The following is a 17591-nucleotide window of genomic DNA, read 5'->3' as shown; positions in this document are numbered from 1 at the left end:
CGACCCTGTCCAGCGGTGAGGCCCCTATGGTCCAAGCACAGAAGAAGCGTCTCGGGCGGGGCCTGGCCGCCCTGATCGGCGATGGCGGCAGTGAGGAGGGCTTCATCCAGGGTGCCCGCAGCTTCCGCCAGCTGCCCATCGAACACCTGGTGCCGAGCCCACGAAATCCACGCAAGACCTTTCGGGACGATGACACGGACGAGCTCGTCGAGTCGGTGCGCAGCCGGGGCGTGCTGCAGCCGCTTCTGGTGCGGCCACTCGATGAAGGCCGCTATGAGATCGTGGCCGGCGAGCGGCGTTGGCGGGCGGCGCAGAAGGCGGGCATTTACGAGGTGCCGGTACTCATCCGGGAGCTCACGGACGCGGAAGCGCTCGAAGTGGCGCTGGTCGAAAACATCCAGCGGGAAGACCTCAACCCGGTAGAGGAAGCGGAAGGTTACCGGCAGCTGATGGAGCTCTATGGCTATACCCAGCAGCAGCTGGCGGATGCGGTGGGCAAGAGCCGCAGCCACATTGCCAATACCTTGCGGCTGCTGACTCTGCCACGGCCGGTCATCGAGCTGTTGGAGGGCGGGTCGCTGTCCGCGGGCCATGCTCGCGCTCTGATTGCGACCGACCGGCCGGAGGAGCTCGCCGAGCGAATCATCGCACAAGGCTTGAGCGTGCGTGACACCGAATCCCTGGCACGGGCCGTGCAAGAGGATAGACCGCGCACCGTAAAGCCGCGGAGGGCGGTGGCCAAGGATACGGATACGGTTGCGCTGGAGAAACGGCTGTACGAGGCGCTCGGGCTGGCGGTGACCATCACCCACCGGGGCGAACAGGGCGGAGACGTGCGCATCCGCTATAAGACGCTCGATCAGCTGGACCTGATCTGCCGGCGATTGGCGGGTTCCTGAACCCGCGGGCGGCTGTCAGGCCGCCGATGCCCGGCGGGCTTGCGCAGAGCGGGCCAGAGTCAGCAGAAGGCGCCCGACAAGCTCGTGATCAAGCCCCGCCATCTGGCGCGTGCGCCTTTCGCAATCGGCGATGGTGGCACCGGCTCCAAGCAGCGCCTCGAGCGGCCAGAGGGTGAGCTGGCGGGCAATCGCGGCTTGCCGCTTGAAGAAGATCGGCGGGCGGGCACCGGCCACCACATTCGCTGCTTGTGAACCCGAGCGCATCTGGACGCAGAGCCGCCGCAGCAGCGCGAGATGATTGGCCGCGCTGATGATGAGGGCGGCCGGCTGGGTGCCCGCATCCAGCAGGCGCGCGAGATGATGGTCGGCACCGACCATATCGCCGCCGAAGACGCAGTCCATGAGATCGTCGACCGCCAGATGCGAGGCATCGCCGGAGATTTGGGCAATGTCGGCCAGTTCGATGCGGCCACGGCCTTTCGCATACAAGCAGAGCTTCTCGATCTCGTTGCGGGAGAGCTGACGGTCGCTCCCAAGCAGGGCAGAAAAAGCCTCGAGCGCTTCGGGGCTGATGGTCAGGCCCTCGATCCGCAATGTCTCTTCGATCAGCCCACGAATATCAGCGTCGCTGTCCGCATAGCAGGCGATCGCGGCGGCATTGGGTGCCTGTTCAACCGCTTGCCTGAGCTTATCGGACTTCTTCAAATTCCCGGCTTCGATGACGACCAGGGTGTCGCCCTTGGCATGGGGAAGAAAATTCGCCACCGCCTTTGCCGTGTGCGCGCCAGCGCCGCGGACCCAGACCACGCGGCGGGTGCCGAGGAGCGAGATGGCGAGCGCCTCATCGGCAAGGCGAGCGGGGTCGGCCGCAAGGATCTCCTCGTCCAGCCGGGCGACGGTGAAGGGATCATCGACGGCGCCGGCAATGGCGCGCACCAGCATCTGGCAGCGCTCCCGCACCAGGCCTTCATCGCTGCCGTGGACGAGGACAACGTTGAATTCGGTGCCGGGCCGCTGGACGAAGCCTGTCGCGCGTGCCCCCTTCAGCTCGACCATGAAAAGTGGCTCCGCTCAGAGGCTGGAGAAGGATTTGGCGCGGCGAAAGGCGGATTCCACCTCGCGCAGATCACGGACGGACTCGTCCAGCCTGCGGGAAACGGCCGAGAGCACCAATTCCGCAAAATCGGGAAACTCTTCCGCAACCCGGTAGAAAAGCTCACGGGTCAACCGCAGGCAACGTACGTCCGTCTGCGCGATTGCGGTGAGGCTGTAGGGCAGGTCGGCCACCATGGCGGACTCACCAAGGCACGCCCCCGGCCCGACCAGGGTGCTGCTGTCCTCCGCCAGCTGGTCCGGTTCTGTTACGCGCGCCGTGCCGGTTTCAATGATATAGGCCTTTTGTCCGCGCTCCCCGCGGGCGATGATGGCATCGCCGGGCGCGAATGTTTCCGTATCCATGGCAAAGCCGAGGAGCTGCAAATGGGCATCCGCCGCATCGGAGAAGAGCGGTATACGCCGCAGCAGTTCGACCCGCGCCCTGACGCTCATGGAACGAGCTTATAGCCTCCTGCCTCGGTGACGAGCAATGCCGCGTTGGACGGATCGGCCTCGATCTTCTGCCGCAGCCGGTACACGTGGGTTTCCAGGGTGTGTGTCGTCACCCCGGCGTTGTAGCCCCAGACTTCGTGCAGCAGGACGTCGCGTCCGACAACCTTCTGCCCGGCGCGATAGAGATATTTCAAGATGGCGGCTTCCTTTTCGGTGAGCCGGATTTTCGAGTTGTCCTTGCGGACGAGCAGCTTGGCGCTCGGCCGGAACGTGTAGGGGCCGATGGTGAAAACCGCGTCCTCGCTCTGCTCATGCTGGCGCAGATGCGCCCGGATGCGGGCCAGAAGCTCGCCAAACCGGAACGGCTTCGTTACGTAATCATTGGCGCCGGACTCAAGACCGGTGATGGCGTCGGTCTCGCTGTCCTGGGCGGTCAGCATGATCACCGGCCCCTTGAAGCCGTCGGCGCGGATCTGCTTGCAGGCGTCGCGGCCGTCCTGGTCGGGCAAATTGACATCGAGCAACACGAGGTCCACGTGCTCGGAGCGAACGGCCTCCCTGGCACCCGTGGCATTCTCGCGCTCGCTTACATCGAATTCCTCGTGGAGAGCGAACTGCTCGAGAAGCGATTCGCGCAACGCGTCATCGTCGTCAACAACGAGAATTTTGGTCGTACTGGCCATAGGATATCGTTTTCACAAGAACCTGTTGAACGCGCCACTTACTAAAGTGCTCGTACGCCCCTGTTCAAGGAAGCCCATAATTCGGGCAAGATCAAGAATTTGCTCATTTTCAGAGGTGATGAGCGCGGCTAATATTCCGCCCCTCGTTGGCTGAGCCTGGTCATTGGATGCCCGCCCCGCTTAGAGAAGTCCGCCTGATCACCGTATCGCCGAGCAGCACAAAGGCGCGCCTGTGTCTCGGGCCGGTCGCGCCGCCCTGCGCCATCGGCCGCGGCGGGATCAGGATGCTGAAGCGCGAGGGCGACGGGGCAACCCCCATCGGCCTATGGCCTATGCGGTTCCTGCTTTACCGCCCCGACCGGGTGCCCTTGCCGGTGACCGGGCTTGAGGCTTGGGCGATCGCACCGGATGATGGCTGGTGCGACGATCCTCGCGACCGTCGTTACAACCGGCCGGTGCGCCTGCCCTATCCGGCCAGCGCCGAGGCCATGTGGCGCGAGGACCATCTTTATGACCTGGTGATTGTGCTCGGCTATAACGACGAGCCGGTGGTGCCGGGCAAGGGCAGTGCGATCTTCATGCATTTGGCGCGCCCAGGCTATGCGCCGACCGAAGGGTGCATCGCGCTGCGCCGGGACCATATGCTCAGCCTTCTCAGCCGCTGCGGACCGGAGACTGCCGTTCGGGTTGGCTAGACAGGATCAGTGCAGCCTGCCGGAGGTCTTCCGGCCGGTTGATGTTGAAGAACGGGTCGAAGGGCTCAGTTGGAAATTCGACCGTGCCGACATGCGGCTCATGCCGGCTTACCCAAGCCGCGACCTTTCTCATTCCGCTGGCAATCGCCTGCTCCAGATCGCGGAACAACGACAGGCGCCAAGCGGCGACCAAGTGATGCACACGGCCACCCGATGCAGCGCGCATGACCAGCGCGTCGCCCGCGCACCGCAGGAGCTGCTCGACCAGGTCGGCCGGAGGAAAGGGCGTGTCGCAGGGCAGGCTGACCAGCCATTTCGTATCCGGAACTAAACTGCTCGTCGCCCGCATTCCGGCCAAAAGGCCGCCGAGGGGACCGGCACGCGAAGCTTGATTCTCATCCGGAACGACCGGGAGGCCAAACTGACGGAACCGTTGCGCATCGCCATTGGCGTTGATGAGCAGGGCGGCCACCTGCGGCTGAAGCCGGCGGATGCCATGGGCGATGAGCGGCTCGCCGCCGAGATCGACCAGTGCCTTGTCCACGCCGCCCAGGCGCGAACCGCGGCCGCCGGCGAGGATTACACCGACAACCGCGTCCCTGGTCATACAACGTTCTTCTCGAACAGAGGCTCGCCCCGGCGGATACGGTCATAGGACAGCCGCGACAGGTCTATCGTCTGGTAGGCTCCATGCACGATCAGCTCGCTGATGGCACGCCCCGCCGCAGGGCCGTGCTGGAGGCCATGGCCGGAGGAGCCGTTCATGAGGTAGAGGTTATCGAAATCGGGATGGCGGCCGATGATCGCGTTCTGATCGAACGTGTTGTAGTCATAAAACCCGGCCCAGGCGCCGGTCGGCTTGATGGCCTCGAAGGCCGAGACCCGGGCCGCCAGGCGCGGCCAGATTTCCTCCTCGAACCAGTTGTGATTGACCTCAAGGTCAGAAGTATCCCATTCGCCTTCGAGGGGACCGAGCCCGGTGATGAAATGGGCACCTTCCGGACGGAAGTAGAGGCCGGTGGGCTCGATCGTCAGCGGGCAGCGCCCAGGCGCATCGCGGCAGTCGAACACGAAAACGAAGCGCTTGCGCCGCTCGACCGGCAGCTCGATGCTCAGCATGGCGCCGACCTTGCCCGCATCGGCCCCCGCCGCATTGATGAGGGTTCCGCAACCGATCCTGCGGCCATCGCTCAGCTCGACCGCTTCCACCTGGCCATCGCTCATGGCGAACCCCGTCACGGTGCCGGTGATCATGGATGCGCCCTTTGCCTGCGCAGCCTTGCGCATCAAGGTCATCAGACTGAAGGGATCGAGCCAACCCTCGCCACTGCGCCCGAAGGCGCCGGCGACCAGGCCCTCGGTCGACAACCAGGGAAAAGCCTCGTGCAGCTCCGCCTCGTTATAGAGCACGATGTCGGCACCGTAGGAGCGCTGCAGCTCCACGTTCTCCCGCAGGGTCTCCAGGCCGGTTTCCGAAGCGAGCATCAGATAGCCCTGCTCGCGGAAGCTCACATCCGCATCGGGGCCGAAGCGTTCTTTTAGCCTGCGGATGAACTGCAGGCCGTAAAGCGACATCTCGATGTTTTCCGGGGTGGAGAACTGCTGGCGCAGACCGCCGGCCGAGCGCCCGGTTGAGCATTCCGCAAAGCTCGTGTCCCGTTCGATGATGGCAACGGACCCGGTGAACAGGGGTTCATGGGTCAGGAAGTAGGCGGCGGCACTGCCCATTACGCCGCCACCCACGATCACCACATCGAAATAGGTGCTATCCGCTGTCATGACTGGTCAATCCGTCTAAGAGCTGCACGGCCGAGCTGCCTTGCCACTTGGCATGCGGTCCGTTGATCTATTACCGTCACGCACTTGCGAAAAATGGAAGGGGGCTCTTTGAATGATCATCCGGCCGCGCCGCAGCGTTCTCTACATGCCGGGGTCGAACAGCCGCGCCTTGGAAAAGGCCAAGTCGATCCCGGCCGATGCCTTGATTCTGGATCTCGAGGACGCGGTTGCGCCAGATGCCAAGGCGTCGGCGCGACAGCAAGTCACGGCGGCGGTGACCGGAGGAGGGTACGGCCGGCGCGAGCTGATCATCCGCATCAACGGGTTGGACACGCCGTGGGGCGAGGAAGATCTCACCGCGGCCATCGCTGCTTCGCCGGACGGCATCCTGCTGCCCAAGGTGAACGGTCCTGAGGATATAAGCGCGATCTCGGGCCGTATCGATCAGGCGGGCGCGCCGGACAAGGTGCGGCTATGGGCCATGATGGAGACGCCGCTCGCCATGCTGGATGCGGGCGCCATCGCGGCCGCGGCAGGCGGCAGCCGGCTCGTGTGCCTCGTGATGGGCACCAACGATCTTGCCAAGGAGACGCGCGCCGGCCTTGGCGAAGGCCGCGCCGCCATGGTGCCGTGGCTGATGACCTGCGTGGCGGCTGCCCGGGCCTATGGTCTCGATGTCATAGACGGCGTCTATAACGATTTTCGCAACGAGGAAGGCTTTGCGGCCGAGTGCCGACAGGGGCGCCTGTTCGGTTTCGACGGCAAGACGCTGATCCATCCTGGCCAGGTCGAGGTTGCGAACGAGGTGTTCCGTCCTGCCGAAAGCGAAATCGAGGCGGCGCGCAAGATCATTGCCGCGTTCGAGCGGCCCGAGAATGCCGCGAAAGGGGCGATCGAGCTCGATGGACGGATGGTGGAACGGCTGCATTGCGAGGTCGCCCGCCGGGTTGTCGCCATGGCGGATGCCATCGCCGAGCGGGATGCCGCGTGATGAAGACCAACCCGGGCAACTTCTTCGAGGATTTCCGCATCGGCCAGGTGATCCGGCATGCGACGCCCCGCACGGTCACCGAGGGCGATACGGCGCTCTATACGGCGCTCTATGGCGCGCGCTTCGCGGTGCAGTCGTCCGATGCCTTCGCCAAAGCGGTGGGCTATCCGCGTCGTCCGGTCGACGACCTGCTCGTGTTCCACATCGTCTTCGGCAAGACCGTGCCGGACATCTCGCTCAATGCGGTGGCTAATCTCGGCTATGCGGATTGCCGGTTCACCCGCCCCGTATTCACGGGCGACACCCTGTCGGCGCAATCGGAGGTGATCGGGCTCAAGGAGACATCCAGCGGCAAGACGGGTGTCATCTATGTGCGATCCGAGGGCTTCAACCAGCATGGCGAGCTGGTGCTGAGCTACATTCGGTGGGTGATGGTGCGAAAGCGCGATGAAAGGTCGCAAGTGGGCGAGCAGAGCGTGCCGCAGCTCGCCCCGGCGGTTGCGCCGACTGCGTTCGGCCATGCGCTGCCCCAGATCGCGGGCCGGCAGTGGGATGACGCCCTCTCGGGCTCGAGCGCGCGCTGGGCGGACTATTCGGCCGGCGAGCGCATCGACCACGTGGACGGCATGACCGTGGAAGAAGCCGAGCACATGCTGGCCACTCGGCTCTATCAGAATACGGCCAAGGTCCATTTCAACCAGCATTCGGAAGCGAAGGGGCGGTTCGGACGCCGGCTGATCTATGGCGGCCACGTCATCTCGCTCGCCCGGGCCTTATCCTTCAACGGCCTGGCAAATGCCTTCCACATCGCCGCGATCAATGGTGGACGGCATGTGGCACCGCTGTTTGCCGGCGGCACCGTCTATGCCTGGTCGGAGATCGTCGACCGGCAGCCTCTGCCCGAACGGCAGGATGTCGGCGCGCTCCGCATCGTGACTTTCGCGACGTGCGACAGGCCCTGTTCCGATTTCCCGGGCAAGACGGACCAAGGACACGAGGATGGCGTTATCCTCGAGCTTGATTACTGGGCGTTAATTCCCTGCTGACCGCGCACATGCGAGGATTGCGAGAATTGCATAAGCCGGCTCCCCAATTTGACTTGAGTTGAGACCAGTTCTAAACGAAAACGTCGCTCACATTCCCGTGGGTGATGCAAGCCTCCAGACCGGATGACCATGAGGACAGTGGACCGCCCCCTCTCGCCCCATCTGCAGATCTTCCGCCCATGGATCACCATGATGATGTCGATCGCCCATCGCATCACCGGCGGGGCGCTCTATTTCGGCACCGCGCTGCTGGCTTGGTGGCTTTTGGCAGCGGCCACCAGCGACCGGGCGTTCGAGGCTGCCCAGTGGTTCTTCGGGTCGTGGCTCGGCCTGCTCATCCTGTTCGGCTATACCTGGACCGAGATCCACCACATGCTGGGCGGCATCCGCCATCTGATTTGGGACACGGGGCAAGCCATGGACCGGCGCTCCGCCAGCCTCATTGCCTGGCTGACGCTGATCGGCTCGCTCGGGCTCACCCTGCTCGTCTGGGCCGGCATCTACCTCCTGAGAGGATGAGGGCATGAGGATCAGAACACCTCTCGCACGGGTGCGCGGCCTGGGCGCGGCCCATCGCGGTACCGATCATTGGGTGTGGCAGCGCATCACGGCCATCGCGAATATTCCGCTCGTGCTGTTCGGCGCCGTCACCATCGTGGCGAATATCGGCGCAACCCGCGCCGAGATGATGGCTTGGGTGGGCCATCCCCTGGCCGCGATCGCCCTCATCGCCCTCATTCTGTCGGTGACCTATCACATGCGCCTCGGCATGCAGGTGATCATCGAGGACTATGTACATTCCGAGGGGCTGAAGGTGCTGGCGCTGCTGGCCAACACCTTCTTCTCGATCGCCGTGGCGCTGGTGTCGCTCTTTGCCATCGTCAGCATCGCCGTAAGCGCAAACCTTTCGCAGGTGCCGCCGGCCGCCGTGCCGGCCGCAACAGCAAGCTGATTGGGATCACAGGAATGGCCAGCAACGGACAAAACGGCGAGGGCACAGGCCCAGCTCCGAAGTCCTTCAATATCGGCGGGCGCGCCTATCCCATAACGGACCACACCTTCGACGTGGTGGTGGTCGGCGCCGGCGGCGCCGGCCTGCGCGCCACTCTCGGCTGCTCGCAGGCCGGCCTGCGCACGGCCTGCATCACCAAAGTGTTCCCCACGCGCTCGCATACGGTGGCCGCTCAGGGCGGCGTTGCCGCCTCGCTCGGCAATATGGGGCCGGACGACTGGCGCTGGCATATGTACGACACGGTGAAGGGGTCGGACTGGCTGGGCGACCAGGACGCGATCGAGTATCTCTGCCGGCAGGCACCCAAGGCCGTCTACGAGCTGGAGCATTTCGGCCTGCCCTTCAGCCGTACCGAGGATGGCCGCATCTACCAGCGGCCGTTCGGCGGCATGACCACCTATTTCGGCGAGGGGCCGCCGGCTCAGCGCACCTGCGCAGCCGCCGACCGTACGGGCCACGCCATGCTGCACACGCTTTATGGCCAGTCGCTACGCTATTCGGCGGAGTTCTTCATCGAGTATTTCGCGCTCGATCTGATCATGGAGGACGGTGCGTGCCGCGGGGTGATGGCGCTGTCCATGGCTGACGGCACGATCCACCGCTTCCGCGCTCACAAGACAATCCTGGCCACGGGCGGCTATGGCCGGGCCTACTTCTCCTGCACGTCCGCCCATACCTGCACGGGCGACGGCAACGCCATGGTGCTGCGGGCCGGCTTGCCGCTGCAGGATATGGAATTCGTGCAGTTCCACCCGACCGGCATCTACGGCGCCGGCGTGCTGATCACCGAGGGCGTGCGCGGTGAGGGGGGCTATCTCACCAATTCCGAAGGCGAGCGCTTCATGGAGCGCTATGCACCTTCGGCGAAGGACCTCGCCTCGCGCGACGTGGTCTCGCGCTCCATGACCATCGAGATCCGCGAGGGGCGCGGCGTCGGGCCGCACAAGGACCACATCCACCTCCATCTGGAACATCTCGACCCGAAGATCATCCATCAGCGCCTGCCCGGCATTACCGAGAGCGCGAAGATCTTCGCCGGGGTGGACGTGACCAAGGAGCCGATCCCGGTGCTGCCCACCGTGCATTACAACATGGGCGGCATCCCCACGAATTATCACGGCGAAGTGGTCGCGCCGCGTGGCGGTGATCCCGACGCCATCGTGCCGGGGTTAATGGCTCTTGGCGAGGCTGCCTGCGTGTCGGTGCATGGGGCCAACCGGCTGGGATCGAACTCGCTGATCGATCTCGTGGTGTTCGGCCGGGCGGCGGGGCTGCGCTGCGCCGAGCTGGTCGAGCCGGGCTCGGCCCAGCCCGATCTGCCGCGAAACGCGGGCGAAGAGGCGCTGGCGCGGCTCGACAAGTTCCGCTACGCCCAGGGCGGCACGCCAACCGCCGCCCTGCGCCTCAAGATGCAGCGCACCATGCAGAACGATTGCGCGGTGTTCCGCACGGGCGAGGTGCTCGAACAGGGCCGCCGCGAGATCAACAAGATCTGGGCCGAAACGGACGATATCCGGGTCACCGACCGCTCGCTGATCTGGAACACCGACCTCATCGAGACGCTGGAATACGACAATCTGATCGGACAGGCGGTGGTAACCGTCGAGGGGGCCGCCAACCGCACGGAAAGCCGCGGTGCCCACGCCCGGGAAGATTATCCCGAGCGGGATGACGTGAACTGGATGAAGCATACACTGGTGTGGGCGGACATGGACAAACGCGCGGTGCGGATCGACTACCGCCCGGTGCACACCTACACCATGACCAACGAAGTGCAGTACATCAAGCCGAAGGCCCGGGTCTATTGAGGCGCAAGGCATTCCCCAATTTAAAGCAATGCGGATGACCAGATGGTCCAGCTGACACTGCCCAAGAACTCGAGAATCACCAAAGGCAAGATCTGGCCGAAACCGGCGTCAGCCAAGCGGGTGAAAGAGTTCCAGATCTACCGCTATGATCCGGACGCGGGCAAGACTCCCAGCCTGGATACCTATTACGTCGATCTGGATGCCTGCGGGCCGATGGTGCTGGATGCGATCATCAAGATCAAGAACGAGATCGACCCGACGCTGACGTTCCGGCGTTCCTGCCGCGAGGGCATCTGCGGCTCGTGCTCGATGAATATCGACGGCATCAACACATTGGCGTGTCTCAAGGCCATCGATGAGATCGACGGGGTGGTCAAGATTTATCCGCTGCCGCATATGGCCGTGATCAAGGACCTGGTTCCCGACATGACCAATTTCTATGCGCAGCACCGGCTGATCGAGCCGTGGCTGAAGACGGTCAGCCCGCAGCCAGAAAAGGAATGGCTGCAAAGCGCCGAGGATCGCAATCAGCTCGACGGGCTCTATGAATGTATTCTATGCGCCTGCTGTTCGACCGCCTGCCCCAGCTATTGGTGGAACAGCGACCGTTTCCTGGGGCCGGCCGCACTGCTGCAGGCCTATCGCTGGATCAATGACAGCCGCGACGAAGCGACAGGCGAACGGCTGGACCAGCTGCAAGACCCATTCCGGCTCTACCGCTGCCATACCATCATGAATTGCGCGCAGACCTGCCCGAAGCATCTCAGCCCGGCCAAGGCCATCGCCGAGATCAAGAAGCTGATGGTGGAGCGCGAGTTCTGATGCTCTTGCGGCGGCCGTGACCGGCGCCTCGCGAGACGAGGCCGCACATTCCCCGTTGCAGCGGACCGATCCGGCTGCCCGCGAGGCGTTCATTCGCGATAACACCGTGCTGTTGCCGGTGCCGCATGTGCCGGCCCTGCGGCTTCACCTTGCCCATGAGGCTCTGGCGCTGTGGAGCAAGACGGAGGAAGAACTGGGCGAAATGGGCCTGCCGCCGCCGTTCTGGGCGTTTGCTTGGGCGGGGGGCCAGGCCCTCGCGCGCTATATTCTGGACAATCCGGTGCTCGTTCGGGACAAGCGCGTGCTGGATTTCGGCGCGGGCTCGGGGATCGTCGCCATTGCGGCGGCCATGGCTGGCGCGGCGGCGGTGACAGCTGCTGAGATCGACGGCTATGCCGAGATCGCCATCCGGCTGAATGCGCGGGCCAACGGCGTTGACGTCACCACCGATGCGAGGGATCTCTTGAGCCTGGCGCGAGAACCTTACCAGGTCGTGCTCGCGGGGGACGTCTGCTATGAGCGCCCCATGGCCGAGAGGGTGATTGCCTGGCTTGACGGCTATGCGGCAGAAGGGGCCGTGGTGTTGATCGGCGACCCCGGCCGCAGCTATCTTCCGCGCGATCGCCTGGAGAAGCTGATCGAATATCAGGTGCCGGTCAGCCGCGATCTGGAAGATGCGGAAATCAAGCGCGCGGCGGTTTGGCGGTTCGCGCAACGGGCCGATCAGCCGAGAGCATGACTTGCCCTGGCGGCACGGCCGCCTCATTATTGTGGGGAAAGAAGCCCGTCGGGAGGAAGTGGAATGACGGACCAAAAGCTCTACCCGGTCCCGGATCGCTGGAAGCAGCGCGCGTTCATCAACCGCGAGAAGTATGAGGAGATGTATGCGGCCTCGATTCGGGATCCTGAGGCGTTCTGGGGCGAGCAGGGCCGGCGCCTCGACTGGATCAAGCCCTACACCAAGGTGAAGAACGTCTCCTACGGCTATCCCGATGTTTCGATCAAATGGTTCGAGGACGGCACGCTCAATGTGTGCGCCAATTGTGTCGACCGGCATCTGGAGACGCGCGGCGACAAAGTAGCAATCATCTGGGAGGGGGATGATCCCAAGGACAGCAAGCATATCACTTACCGCCAGCTGCATGCGGAAGTGTGCAAATTCGCCAATGTGCTGAAGGCGAATGGGGTGTGCCGGGGTGATCGGGTGACGATCTATTTACCGATGATCCCCGAGGCGGCCTATGCGATGCTGGCCTGCGCGCGGATCGGCGCCATCCATTCGGTGGTGTTCGGCGGTTTCTCACCGGATTCGCTGGCCGGCCGCATCATGGACGCGGATTCGAAATTCGTGATCACGGCGGATGAGGGCATCCGCTCCGGCCGGAAGATCCCCCTCAAAGCCAATACCGACAAGGCGCTGGAAAAGACGGCGGGCGGCGAGAAGGTGCTGGTGGTGCGCCACACGGGAGCGCCGATCGCCTGGAACAACGGCCGCGACATCTGGTATCACGAGGAATATGCGAAGGCTGCGGCCGACTGCCCGGTGGAAGAGATGAATGCGGAGGATCCGCTGTTCATCCTCTATACGTCCGGCTCGACCGGCAAGCCGAAAGGCGTGCTGCATACCAGCGGCGGCTATCTCGTCTATGTGTCGATGACCCATCAGTACGTCTTCGACTATCACGAGGACGACATCTACTGGTGTACGGCTGACGTGGGCTGGGTCACCGGGCATAGCTATATCGTTTACGGCCCTCTTGCCAACGGCGCCACGACCCTGATGTTCGAGGGCGTGCCGACCTATCCCGATGCTTCGCGCTGCTGGCAGGTGGTGGACAAGCACAAGGTCAACATCTTCTACACGGCGCCCACGGCCATTCGCGCGCTGATGGGCCTGGGCGATCAATTCGTCAAAGGCACGAGCCGGCAGAGCCTGCGACTGCTCGGCACCGTGGGCGAGCCGATCAACCCCGAAGCTTGGGAGTGGTATTACCGGGTGGTGGGAGATGGACGCTGCCCGATCGTCGACACCTGGTGGCAGACTGAGACGGGCGGCATCCTGATCTCCCCGCTGCCCGGTGCAATCGATCTGAAGGCGGGGTCGGCCACCCTGCCCTTCTTCGGCATCAGGCCGGCGGTGCTCGACAGCGACGGCAAGATCCTGGAGGGAGAAGCGCAGGGCAACCTGGTGATTCTCGACTCGTGGCCGGGGCAGATGCGCACTGTGTATGGTGATCACGACCGGTTCGTGCAGACCTACTTCTCGACCTACAAGGGCAAGTATTTCACGGGCGATGGCTGCCGGCGCGACGCTGACGGCTATTACTGGATCACCGGCCGGGTGGACGATGTGCTCAACGTCTCGGGCCACCGCATGGGCACAGCGGAAATCGAATCGGCGCTGGTCGCTCATCCCAAGGTGTCAGAAGCCGCCGTGGTCGGCTTCCCCCATGAGATCAAGGGCCAGGGCATCTATTGCTACGTGACCCTGATGGCCGGGGAGAAGGGTAGCGAAGAACTTCGGGCGGAGCTCAGGCAGTGGGTGCGGAACGAGATCGGCGCCATCGCGTCACCAGACGTGATTCAGTTCGCGCCGGGCCTGCCGAAGACCCGGTCCGGCAAGATCATGCGCCGCATCCTGCGCAAGATCGCGGAGGATGATTTCGCCAATCTGGGCGATACTTCCACCTTGGCGGATCCGTCGGTGGTGGAGGATCTCGTCAACAACCGCGCCAACACCAAGAAGAGCGCCTGAATCGGAGCCGAAACGAGCGGCAGGCGTGGCCGATGCCTGGGCCGGGCCACGCAAGGGGATCACGCGCGTGCTTCACGTGAAACATTTCCGCCGACGCGGAGGTGTTTCCGGTGGATCAGGCGCGTAGGCGTTCGTTGTCGGGGTCGAAGGGAGAGTCGGGTATGACCGTGGCCCCGTGGCGTTTGCCGAGGATTTCGATGTCGAACGTGTTGCCGACCTCCGCCATGTCCGGCGGCACCATGGCCATGGCCAGCGACTTGCCAAGGCGCCAACCGTAGCCGCCGGAGGTCGCCCGGCCGACCAGCTTGCCATCTCTGTAGATCGGCTCCGAGCCGCGGGCGTCGGCGTCGGTCACGTCGTGCACCTCCAGGGTCACGAGCTGGTTGCGGAAGCCGCGGGCCTGCCACTCGGCAAGGGCGTTGCGGCCGATGAAGTCACCCTTGTTCAGGCTCACGAACCGGTGGAGACCCGATTCGAGGGCGGAATATTCAATCGAGAGCTCGCGCGGGATGAGCCGGTATGACTTCTCCAACCGCAGGCTATCCATGGCGCGGATACCGAAGGGCCTGATGTCGAACTCGGCCCCGGCGGCCATAACCGCATCGAAAATGGTGTTCTGCATCTCGATCGGGTGGTGCAGCTCCCAGCCCAGTTCGCCTACGAAATTGACGCGGATGGCCAGCGCCGAGGCAATGTCCACATTGATCGGCTTGCCGGTCAGCCAGGGGAATGCCTCGTTCGAGAGGTCCGTGTCGGTGAGCTTGGCCAGCACATCGCGCGATCGCGGGCCGGCCAACACCAGCACGCCGTACTGGGTCGTCACCTTGTTCAGCCGCACGCTGCCGTCTTTTGGCAGCAACTTCTGCAGATGGTCGTAGTCATGCCGTTCATAGGCACCGGCAGACACGAGATAGAAGCTTTGCGGACCGGAGCGATAGACGGTGAATTCCGAACGCACGCCGCCATTCAGCGACAGCATGTGCGTCAAGGCGATGCGGCCTATCTTTTTCGGGATGCGGTTGGCCACGAGATAGTCGAGCCAAGCTTCGGCGCCCGGCCCTGAGACCTCGAACTTGGCAAAGGCCGACATATCGAGCAGGCCCACCTTCTCGTGCACATGGCGTGCTTCGCGGCCCACATGCTCGAAATAGTTCGAGCGGCGGAAGCTCCATTTCTCGCGAATGGGGTCACCCGGCCCTACCGGCGGGTGATTCTCGCGCAGCAGCGTGTCCGGCTTGTTCAGGTCGGCCTCGGTGAGGCTCACATCCGCCGGCGCAAACCAGTTTGGCCGCTCCCAGCCATAGACGGAGCCGAACACCGCGCCCAGCGCCTTCATCCGGTCATAGCAGGGCGCGCGCTTGAGCGGCCGGGCGGCGGCGCGCTCCTCGTCGGGGTAGTGCACCGTGAACACATTGGCATAGGCTTCCTCGTTCTTCTCCTTGAGGTAGCCGCGGGTGGCATAGGGCCCAAAGCGGCGCGGATCGACGCCCATCATGTCGATGGAGGGCTCGCCCTCCACCATCCATTCCGCCAGTTGCCAGCCGGCGCCGCCGGCGGCGGTCACACCGAAGGAATGACCCTCGTTCAGCCAGAAGTTCTTGAGGTCCCAAGCCGGGCCGATAATGGGCGAGCCGTCGGGTGTGTAGGCGATCGCCCCGTTATAGACCTTCTTGATGCCGACCTCGCCAAAGGCCGGCACCCGCGCAATGGCGGTTTCGATATGGGGCTCAAGTCGCTCCAGGTCCTCCTGGAACAGCTCATACTCGGAATCCTCCCCCGGGCCATCCACATAGCAGGCCGGCGCGCCCACCTCGTAGGGCCCGAGAAGGAGGCCGCCATTCTCCTCGCGCATGTACCAGGAGCTGTCGGATTCGCGCAGCACGCCCATCTCGGGCAGACCTGCGGCCTGGCGCTCGCGGATGGCCGGGTGCGGCTCGGTGACGATATATTGATGCTGAACCGGAATGACCGGTATGTCCAAGCCCACCATGGCGCCGGTCTTGCGGGCGAAGTTGCCGGTGGCGGAAACCACATGCTCCGCGGTGATGTCGCCCTTGTCGGTCCTTATCAGCCATTCCCCGTTCGGCTTCTGCTCGATGCCGATCACGGTGGTATAGCGGTAGATCTCTGCGCCGCGGCTACGGGCGCCGCGGGCCAGAGCCTGGGTGAGATCTGCCGGCTGGATATAGCCATCGTCCGGGTGCTGGATGGCGCCGATCAGGCCGTCGGTGACCGCGAGGGGCCAGGTTTCCTTCACCTGCTCGGGGGTGAGCAGATTGACGTTGACGCCGATGGTCTTGGCAATACCGGCGTAATACATGTATTCGTCCCAGCGATCGCGGGTGCGCGCCAGGCGGATGTTGGAGACCTGGGCAAAGCCCACGTGCTGACCGGTCTCCTGCTCGAGGGTCTTGTAGAGGCCGACCGAGTATTTGTGGATCTGGCCAACCGAGTAGCTCATGTTGAACAGAGGCAGGAGGCCGGCCGCATGCCAGGTTGAGCCGGAGGTGAGCTCCTTGCGCTCGACCAGCACCACGTCCGACCAGCCTTTCCTGGCGAGGTGGTAGAGGGTCGAGACACCCACCACCCCGCCGCCGATCACCACCACCCGTGCCTGGCTCTTCATGGGAACCGCCCTTGCTAAAACTCCAGCCGATTGCCTGAAGAATAGGGGCGGTGAAGCTCACGGCACAAGGATGAGCGACCGGCCCTTGCCCGATTGCGACACGGGAGGTCAGGCGTGGTCGGTGGCGGGGTAGGCGCGCGCGCCGAAAATGGCGCTGCCGACGCGGATATAGTTGGCCCCGAAGGCGATCGCCGTCTCGAAATCGCCGCTCATGCCCATGCTCAGGTTCTTGATGCCGTTACGCTTGGCTATCTTGTCCAGCAGGGCGAAATGGAGCGAGGGCTCCTCGTCCACCGGCGGGATGCACATGAGCCCCGCGGTCTCCAGCCCGAACTGTTCCCGGCATTGAGCGATGAAGGCATCGGCCTCGTCCGGCAGGACACCCGCTTTCTGCGGCTCGGCTCCTGTATTGACCTGTATGAACAACCGGGGATGGCGGTTCTGCTTTTGCATCTCCTTGGCCAGTTCGGCGGCGAGCTTCGGCCGATCGACCGTGTGAATGGCATCGAAGAGGGCGACCGCCTCCTTCACCTTGTTGGTCTGTAAGGGTCCGATCAGGTGAAGCTCGAGATCCGGGTAGCGCTTGCGCAAGCTAGGATATTTCGCCTTGGCCTCCTGCACGCGGTTTTCGCCGAACACGCGCTGGCCGGCCTCGATCACCGGCACGATCTCCTCGGGCCCGAAGGTCTTGGATACGGCAATCAGGGTCGCGTCCCCTACAGGGCGACCTGCCGCCTTGAGCGCTGAGTCCATCCTGGCGACCACGTCGGCAAGGCCCGGATGAGCAATGGAGCCGGATTGAACCGTCACGGCGATCTCCCAACATATAGCCCTTGCGGCCAAACGGCTGCAGGCGCGACTTGCGAGGCCCATAAAGTCCGTGTAAGTCGAGCAGCCACGCCGCCTTTTCCTAAACATTCTGCGGCA

Annotated in this window: 17 protein-coding genes; 10 read left to right on the top strand and 7 right to left on the bottom strand. The window is 64.0% G+C overall.

Going from position 1 to position 17591, the window contains the following annotated elements:
• Positions 1 to 26: 26 nt before the first annotated feature.
• Positions 27 to 899 carry a ParB/RepB/Spo0J family partition protein gene (locus tag E4P09_RS06180; protein ID WP_137388653.1) on the top strand — a complete coding sequence of 291 codons (873 nt, stop codon included), beginning with the start codon at positions 27 to 29 and terminating at the stop codon, positions 897 to 899.
• A 15-nt stretch (positions 900 to 914) separates the two neighbouring features.
• On the opposite strand, the gene holA is transcribed toward E4P09_RS06180, so the two are convergent.
• The 3 genes from holA to E4P09_RS06165 are packed head-to-tail and all read right to left on the bottom strand — an operon-like array spanning position 915 to position 3130.
• The gene (gene holA, locus E4P09_RS06175) at positions 915 to 1955 is read right to left on the bottom strand and encodes a DNA polymerase III subunit delta (protein WP_137388652.1); all 1041 of its coding nucleotides are present in this window, start codon (positions 1953 to 1955) and stop codon (positions 915 to 917) included.
• 15 nt (positions 1956 to 1970) lie between these two features.
• Positions 1971 to 2447, bottom strand: a complete 477-nt coding sequence (locus E4P09_RS06170) for a cyclic nucleotide-binding domain-containing protein (protein WP_137388651.1) — start codon at positions 2445 to 2447, stop codon at positions 1971 to 1973.
• Positions 2444 to 3130: a response regulator transcription factor gene (locus E4P09_RS06165; RefSeq protein ID WP_137388650.1), complete on the bottom strand. Its 687-nt coding sequence runs from the start codon at positions 3128 to 3130 to the stop codon at positions 2444 to 2446. Before E4P09_RS06165 ends, E4P09_RS06170 begins: the two co-directional genes overlap by 4 nt.
• A gap of 167 nt (positions 3131 to 3297) precedes the next feature.
• Between E4P09_RS06165 and E4P09_RS06160 the strand changes: the two genes are divergently transcribed.
• Positions 3298 to 3825 carry a L,D-transpeptidase family protein gene (locus tag E4P09_RS06160; RefSeq protein WP_137388649.1) on the top strand — a complete coding sequence of 176 codons (528 nt, stop codon included), beginning with the start codon at positions 3298 to 3300 and terminating at the stop codon, positions 3823 to 3825.
• Here E4P09_RS06160 and mobA read toward each other — a convergent pair.
• Both mobA and E4P09_RS06150 read right to left on the bottom strand, forming a co-directional pair.
• The gene (gene mobA / locus E4P09_RS06155) at positions 3785 to 4432 is read right to left on the bottom strand and encodes a molybdenum cofactor guanylyltransferase MobA (protein WP_137388648.1); all 648 of its coding nucleotides are present in this window, start codon (positions 4430 to 4432) and stop codon (positions 3785 to 3787) included. The genes E4P09_RS06160 and mobA overlap by 41 nt on opposite strands.
• Entirely contained in the window at positions 4429 to 5604 is a 1176-nt protein-coding gene (locus tag E4P09_RS06150) for an NAD(P)/FAD-dependent oxidoreductase (RefSeq protein WP_137388647.1), read from the bottom strand. Before E4P09_RS06150 ends, mobA begins: the two co-directional genes overlap by 4 nt.
• Positions 5605 to 5716: 112 nt before the next feature.
• On the opposite strand from E4P09_RS06150, the gene E4P09_RS06145 reads away from it, so the two are divergent.
• The 8 genes from E4P09_RS06145 to acs all read left to right on the top strand — a co-directional run bounded on the left by E4P09_RS06145 (position 5717) and on the right by acs (position 14038).
• Positions 5717 to 6595, top strand: coding sequence for an HpcH/HpaI aldolase/citrate lyase family protein (locus tag E4P09_RS06145; RefSeq protein ID WP_137388646.1), 879 nt, complete (start codon positions 5717 to 5719; stop codon positions 6593 to 6595).
• Positions 6592 to 7641, top strand: a complete 1050-nt coding sequence (locus tag E4P09_RS06140) for a MaoC family dehydratase (protein ID WP_137388645.1) — start codon at positions 6592 to 6594, stop codon at positions 7639 to 7641. Before E4P09_RS06145 ends, E4P09_RS06140 begins: the two co-directional genes overlap by 4 nt.
• A gap of 123 nt (positions 7642 to 7764) precedes the next feature.
• The gene (gene sdhC / locus E4P09_RS06135; protein WP_137388644.1) at positions 7765 to 8160 is read left to right on the top strand and encodes a succinate dehydrogenase, cytochrome b556 subunit; all 396 of its coding nucleotides are present in this window, start codon (positions 7765 to 7767) and stop codon (positions 8158 to 8160) included.
• A 4-nt stretch (positions 8161 to 8164) separates the two neighbouring features.
• Positions 8165 to 8593 carry a succinate dehydrogenase, hydrophobic membrane anchor protein gene (sdhD, locus tag E4P09_RS06130; RefSeq protein ID WP_137388643.1) on the top strand — a complete coding sequence of 143 codons (429 nt, stop codon included), beginning with the start codon at positions 8165 to 8167 and terminating at the stop codon, positions 8591 to 8593.
• A 14-nt stretch (positions 8594 to 8607) separates the two neighbouring features.
• Positions 8608 to 10461, top strand: coding sequence for a succinate dehydrogenase flavoprotein subunit (gene sdhA / locus E4P09_RS06125; protein WP_137388642.1), 1854 nt, complete (start codon positions 8608 to 8610; stop codon positions 10459 to 10461).
• A 42-nt stretch (positions 10462 to 10503) separates the two neighbouring features.
• The gene (locus E4P09_RS06120; RefSeq protein ID WP_137388641.1) at positions 10504 to 11283 is read left to right on the top strand and encodes a succinate dehydrogenase iron-sulfur subunit; all 780 of its coding nucleotides are present in this window, start codon (positions 10504 to 10506) and stop codon (positions 11281 to 11283) included.
• A 16-nt stretch (positions 11284 to 11299) separates the two neighbouring features.
• The gene (locus tag E4P09_RS06115) at positions 11300 to 12022 is read left to right on the top strand and encodes a class I SAM-dependent methyltransferase (RefSeq protein ID WP_239025036.1); all 723 of its coding nucleotides are present in this window, start codon (positions 11300 to 11302) and stop codon (positions 12020 to 12022) included.
• A gap of 63 nt (positions 12023 to 12085) precedes the next feature.
• Positions 12086 to 14038 (top strand): acetate--CoA ligase, encoded by a 1953-nt coding sequence (gene acs / locus E4P09_RS06110; RefSeq protein WP_137388640.1) that lies wholly within the window; start codon positions 12086 to 12088, stop codon positions 14036 to 14038.
• A gap of 115 nt (positions 14039 to 14153) precedes the next feature.
• Here acs and E4P09_RS06105 read toward each other — a convergent pair whose 3' ends face one another.
• Both E4P09_RS06105 and E4P09_RS06100 read right to left on the bottom strand, forming a co-directional pair.
• Entirely contained in the window at positions 14154 to 16664 is a 2511-nt protein-coding gene (locus tag E4P09_RS06105) for a GcvT family protein (protein WP_137388639.1), read from the bottom strand.
• Between the two features lie 108 nt (positions 16665 to 16772).
• A complete protein-coding gene (locus E4P09_RS06100) occupies positions 16773 to 17417 on the bottom strand; it encodes a YggS family pyridoxal phosphate-dependent enzyme (RefSeq protein ID WP_137389262.1) in 645 nt (214 codons plus the stop codon).
• Positions 17418 to 17591: the final 174 nt, after the last annotated feature.

The organism is Rhodoligotrophos defluvii (assembly GCF_005281615.1).
GTDB lineage: Bacteria > Pseudomonadota > Alphaproteobacteria > Rhizobiales > Im1 > Rhodoligotrophos > Rhodoligotrophos defluvii.
This window is presented reverse-complemented; position numbering and strand designations above follow the sequence as displayed.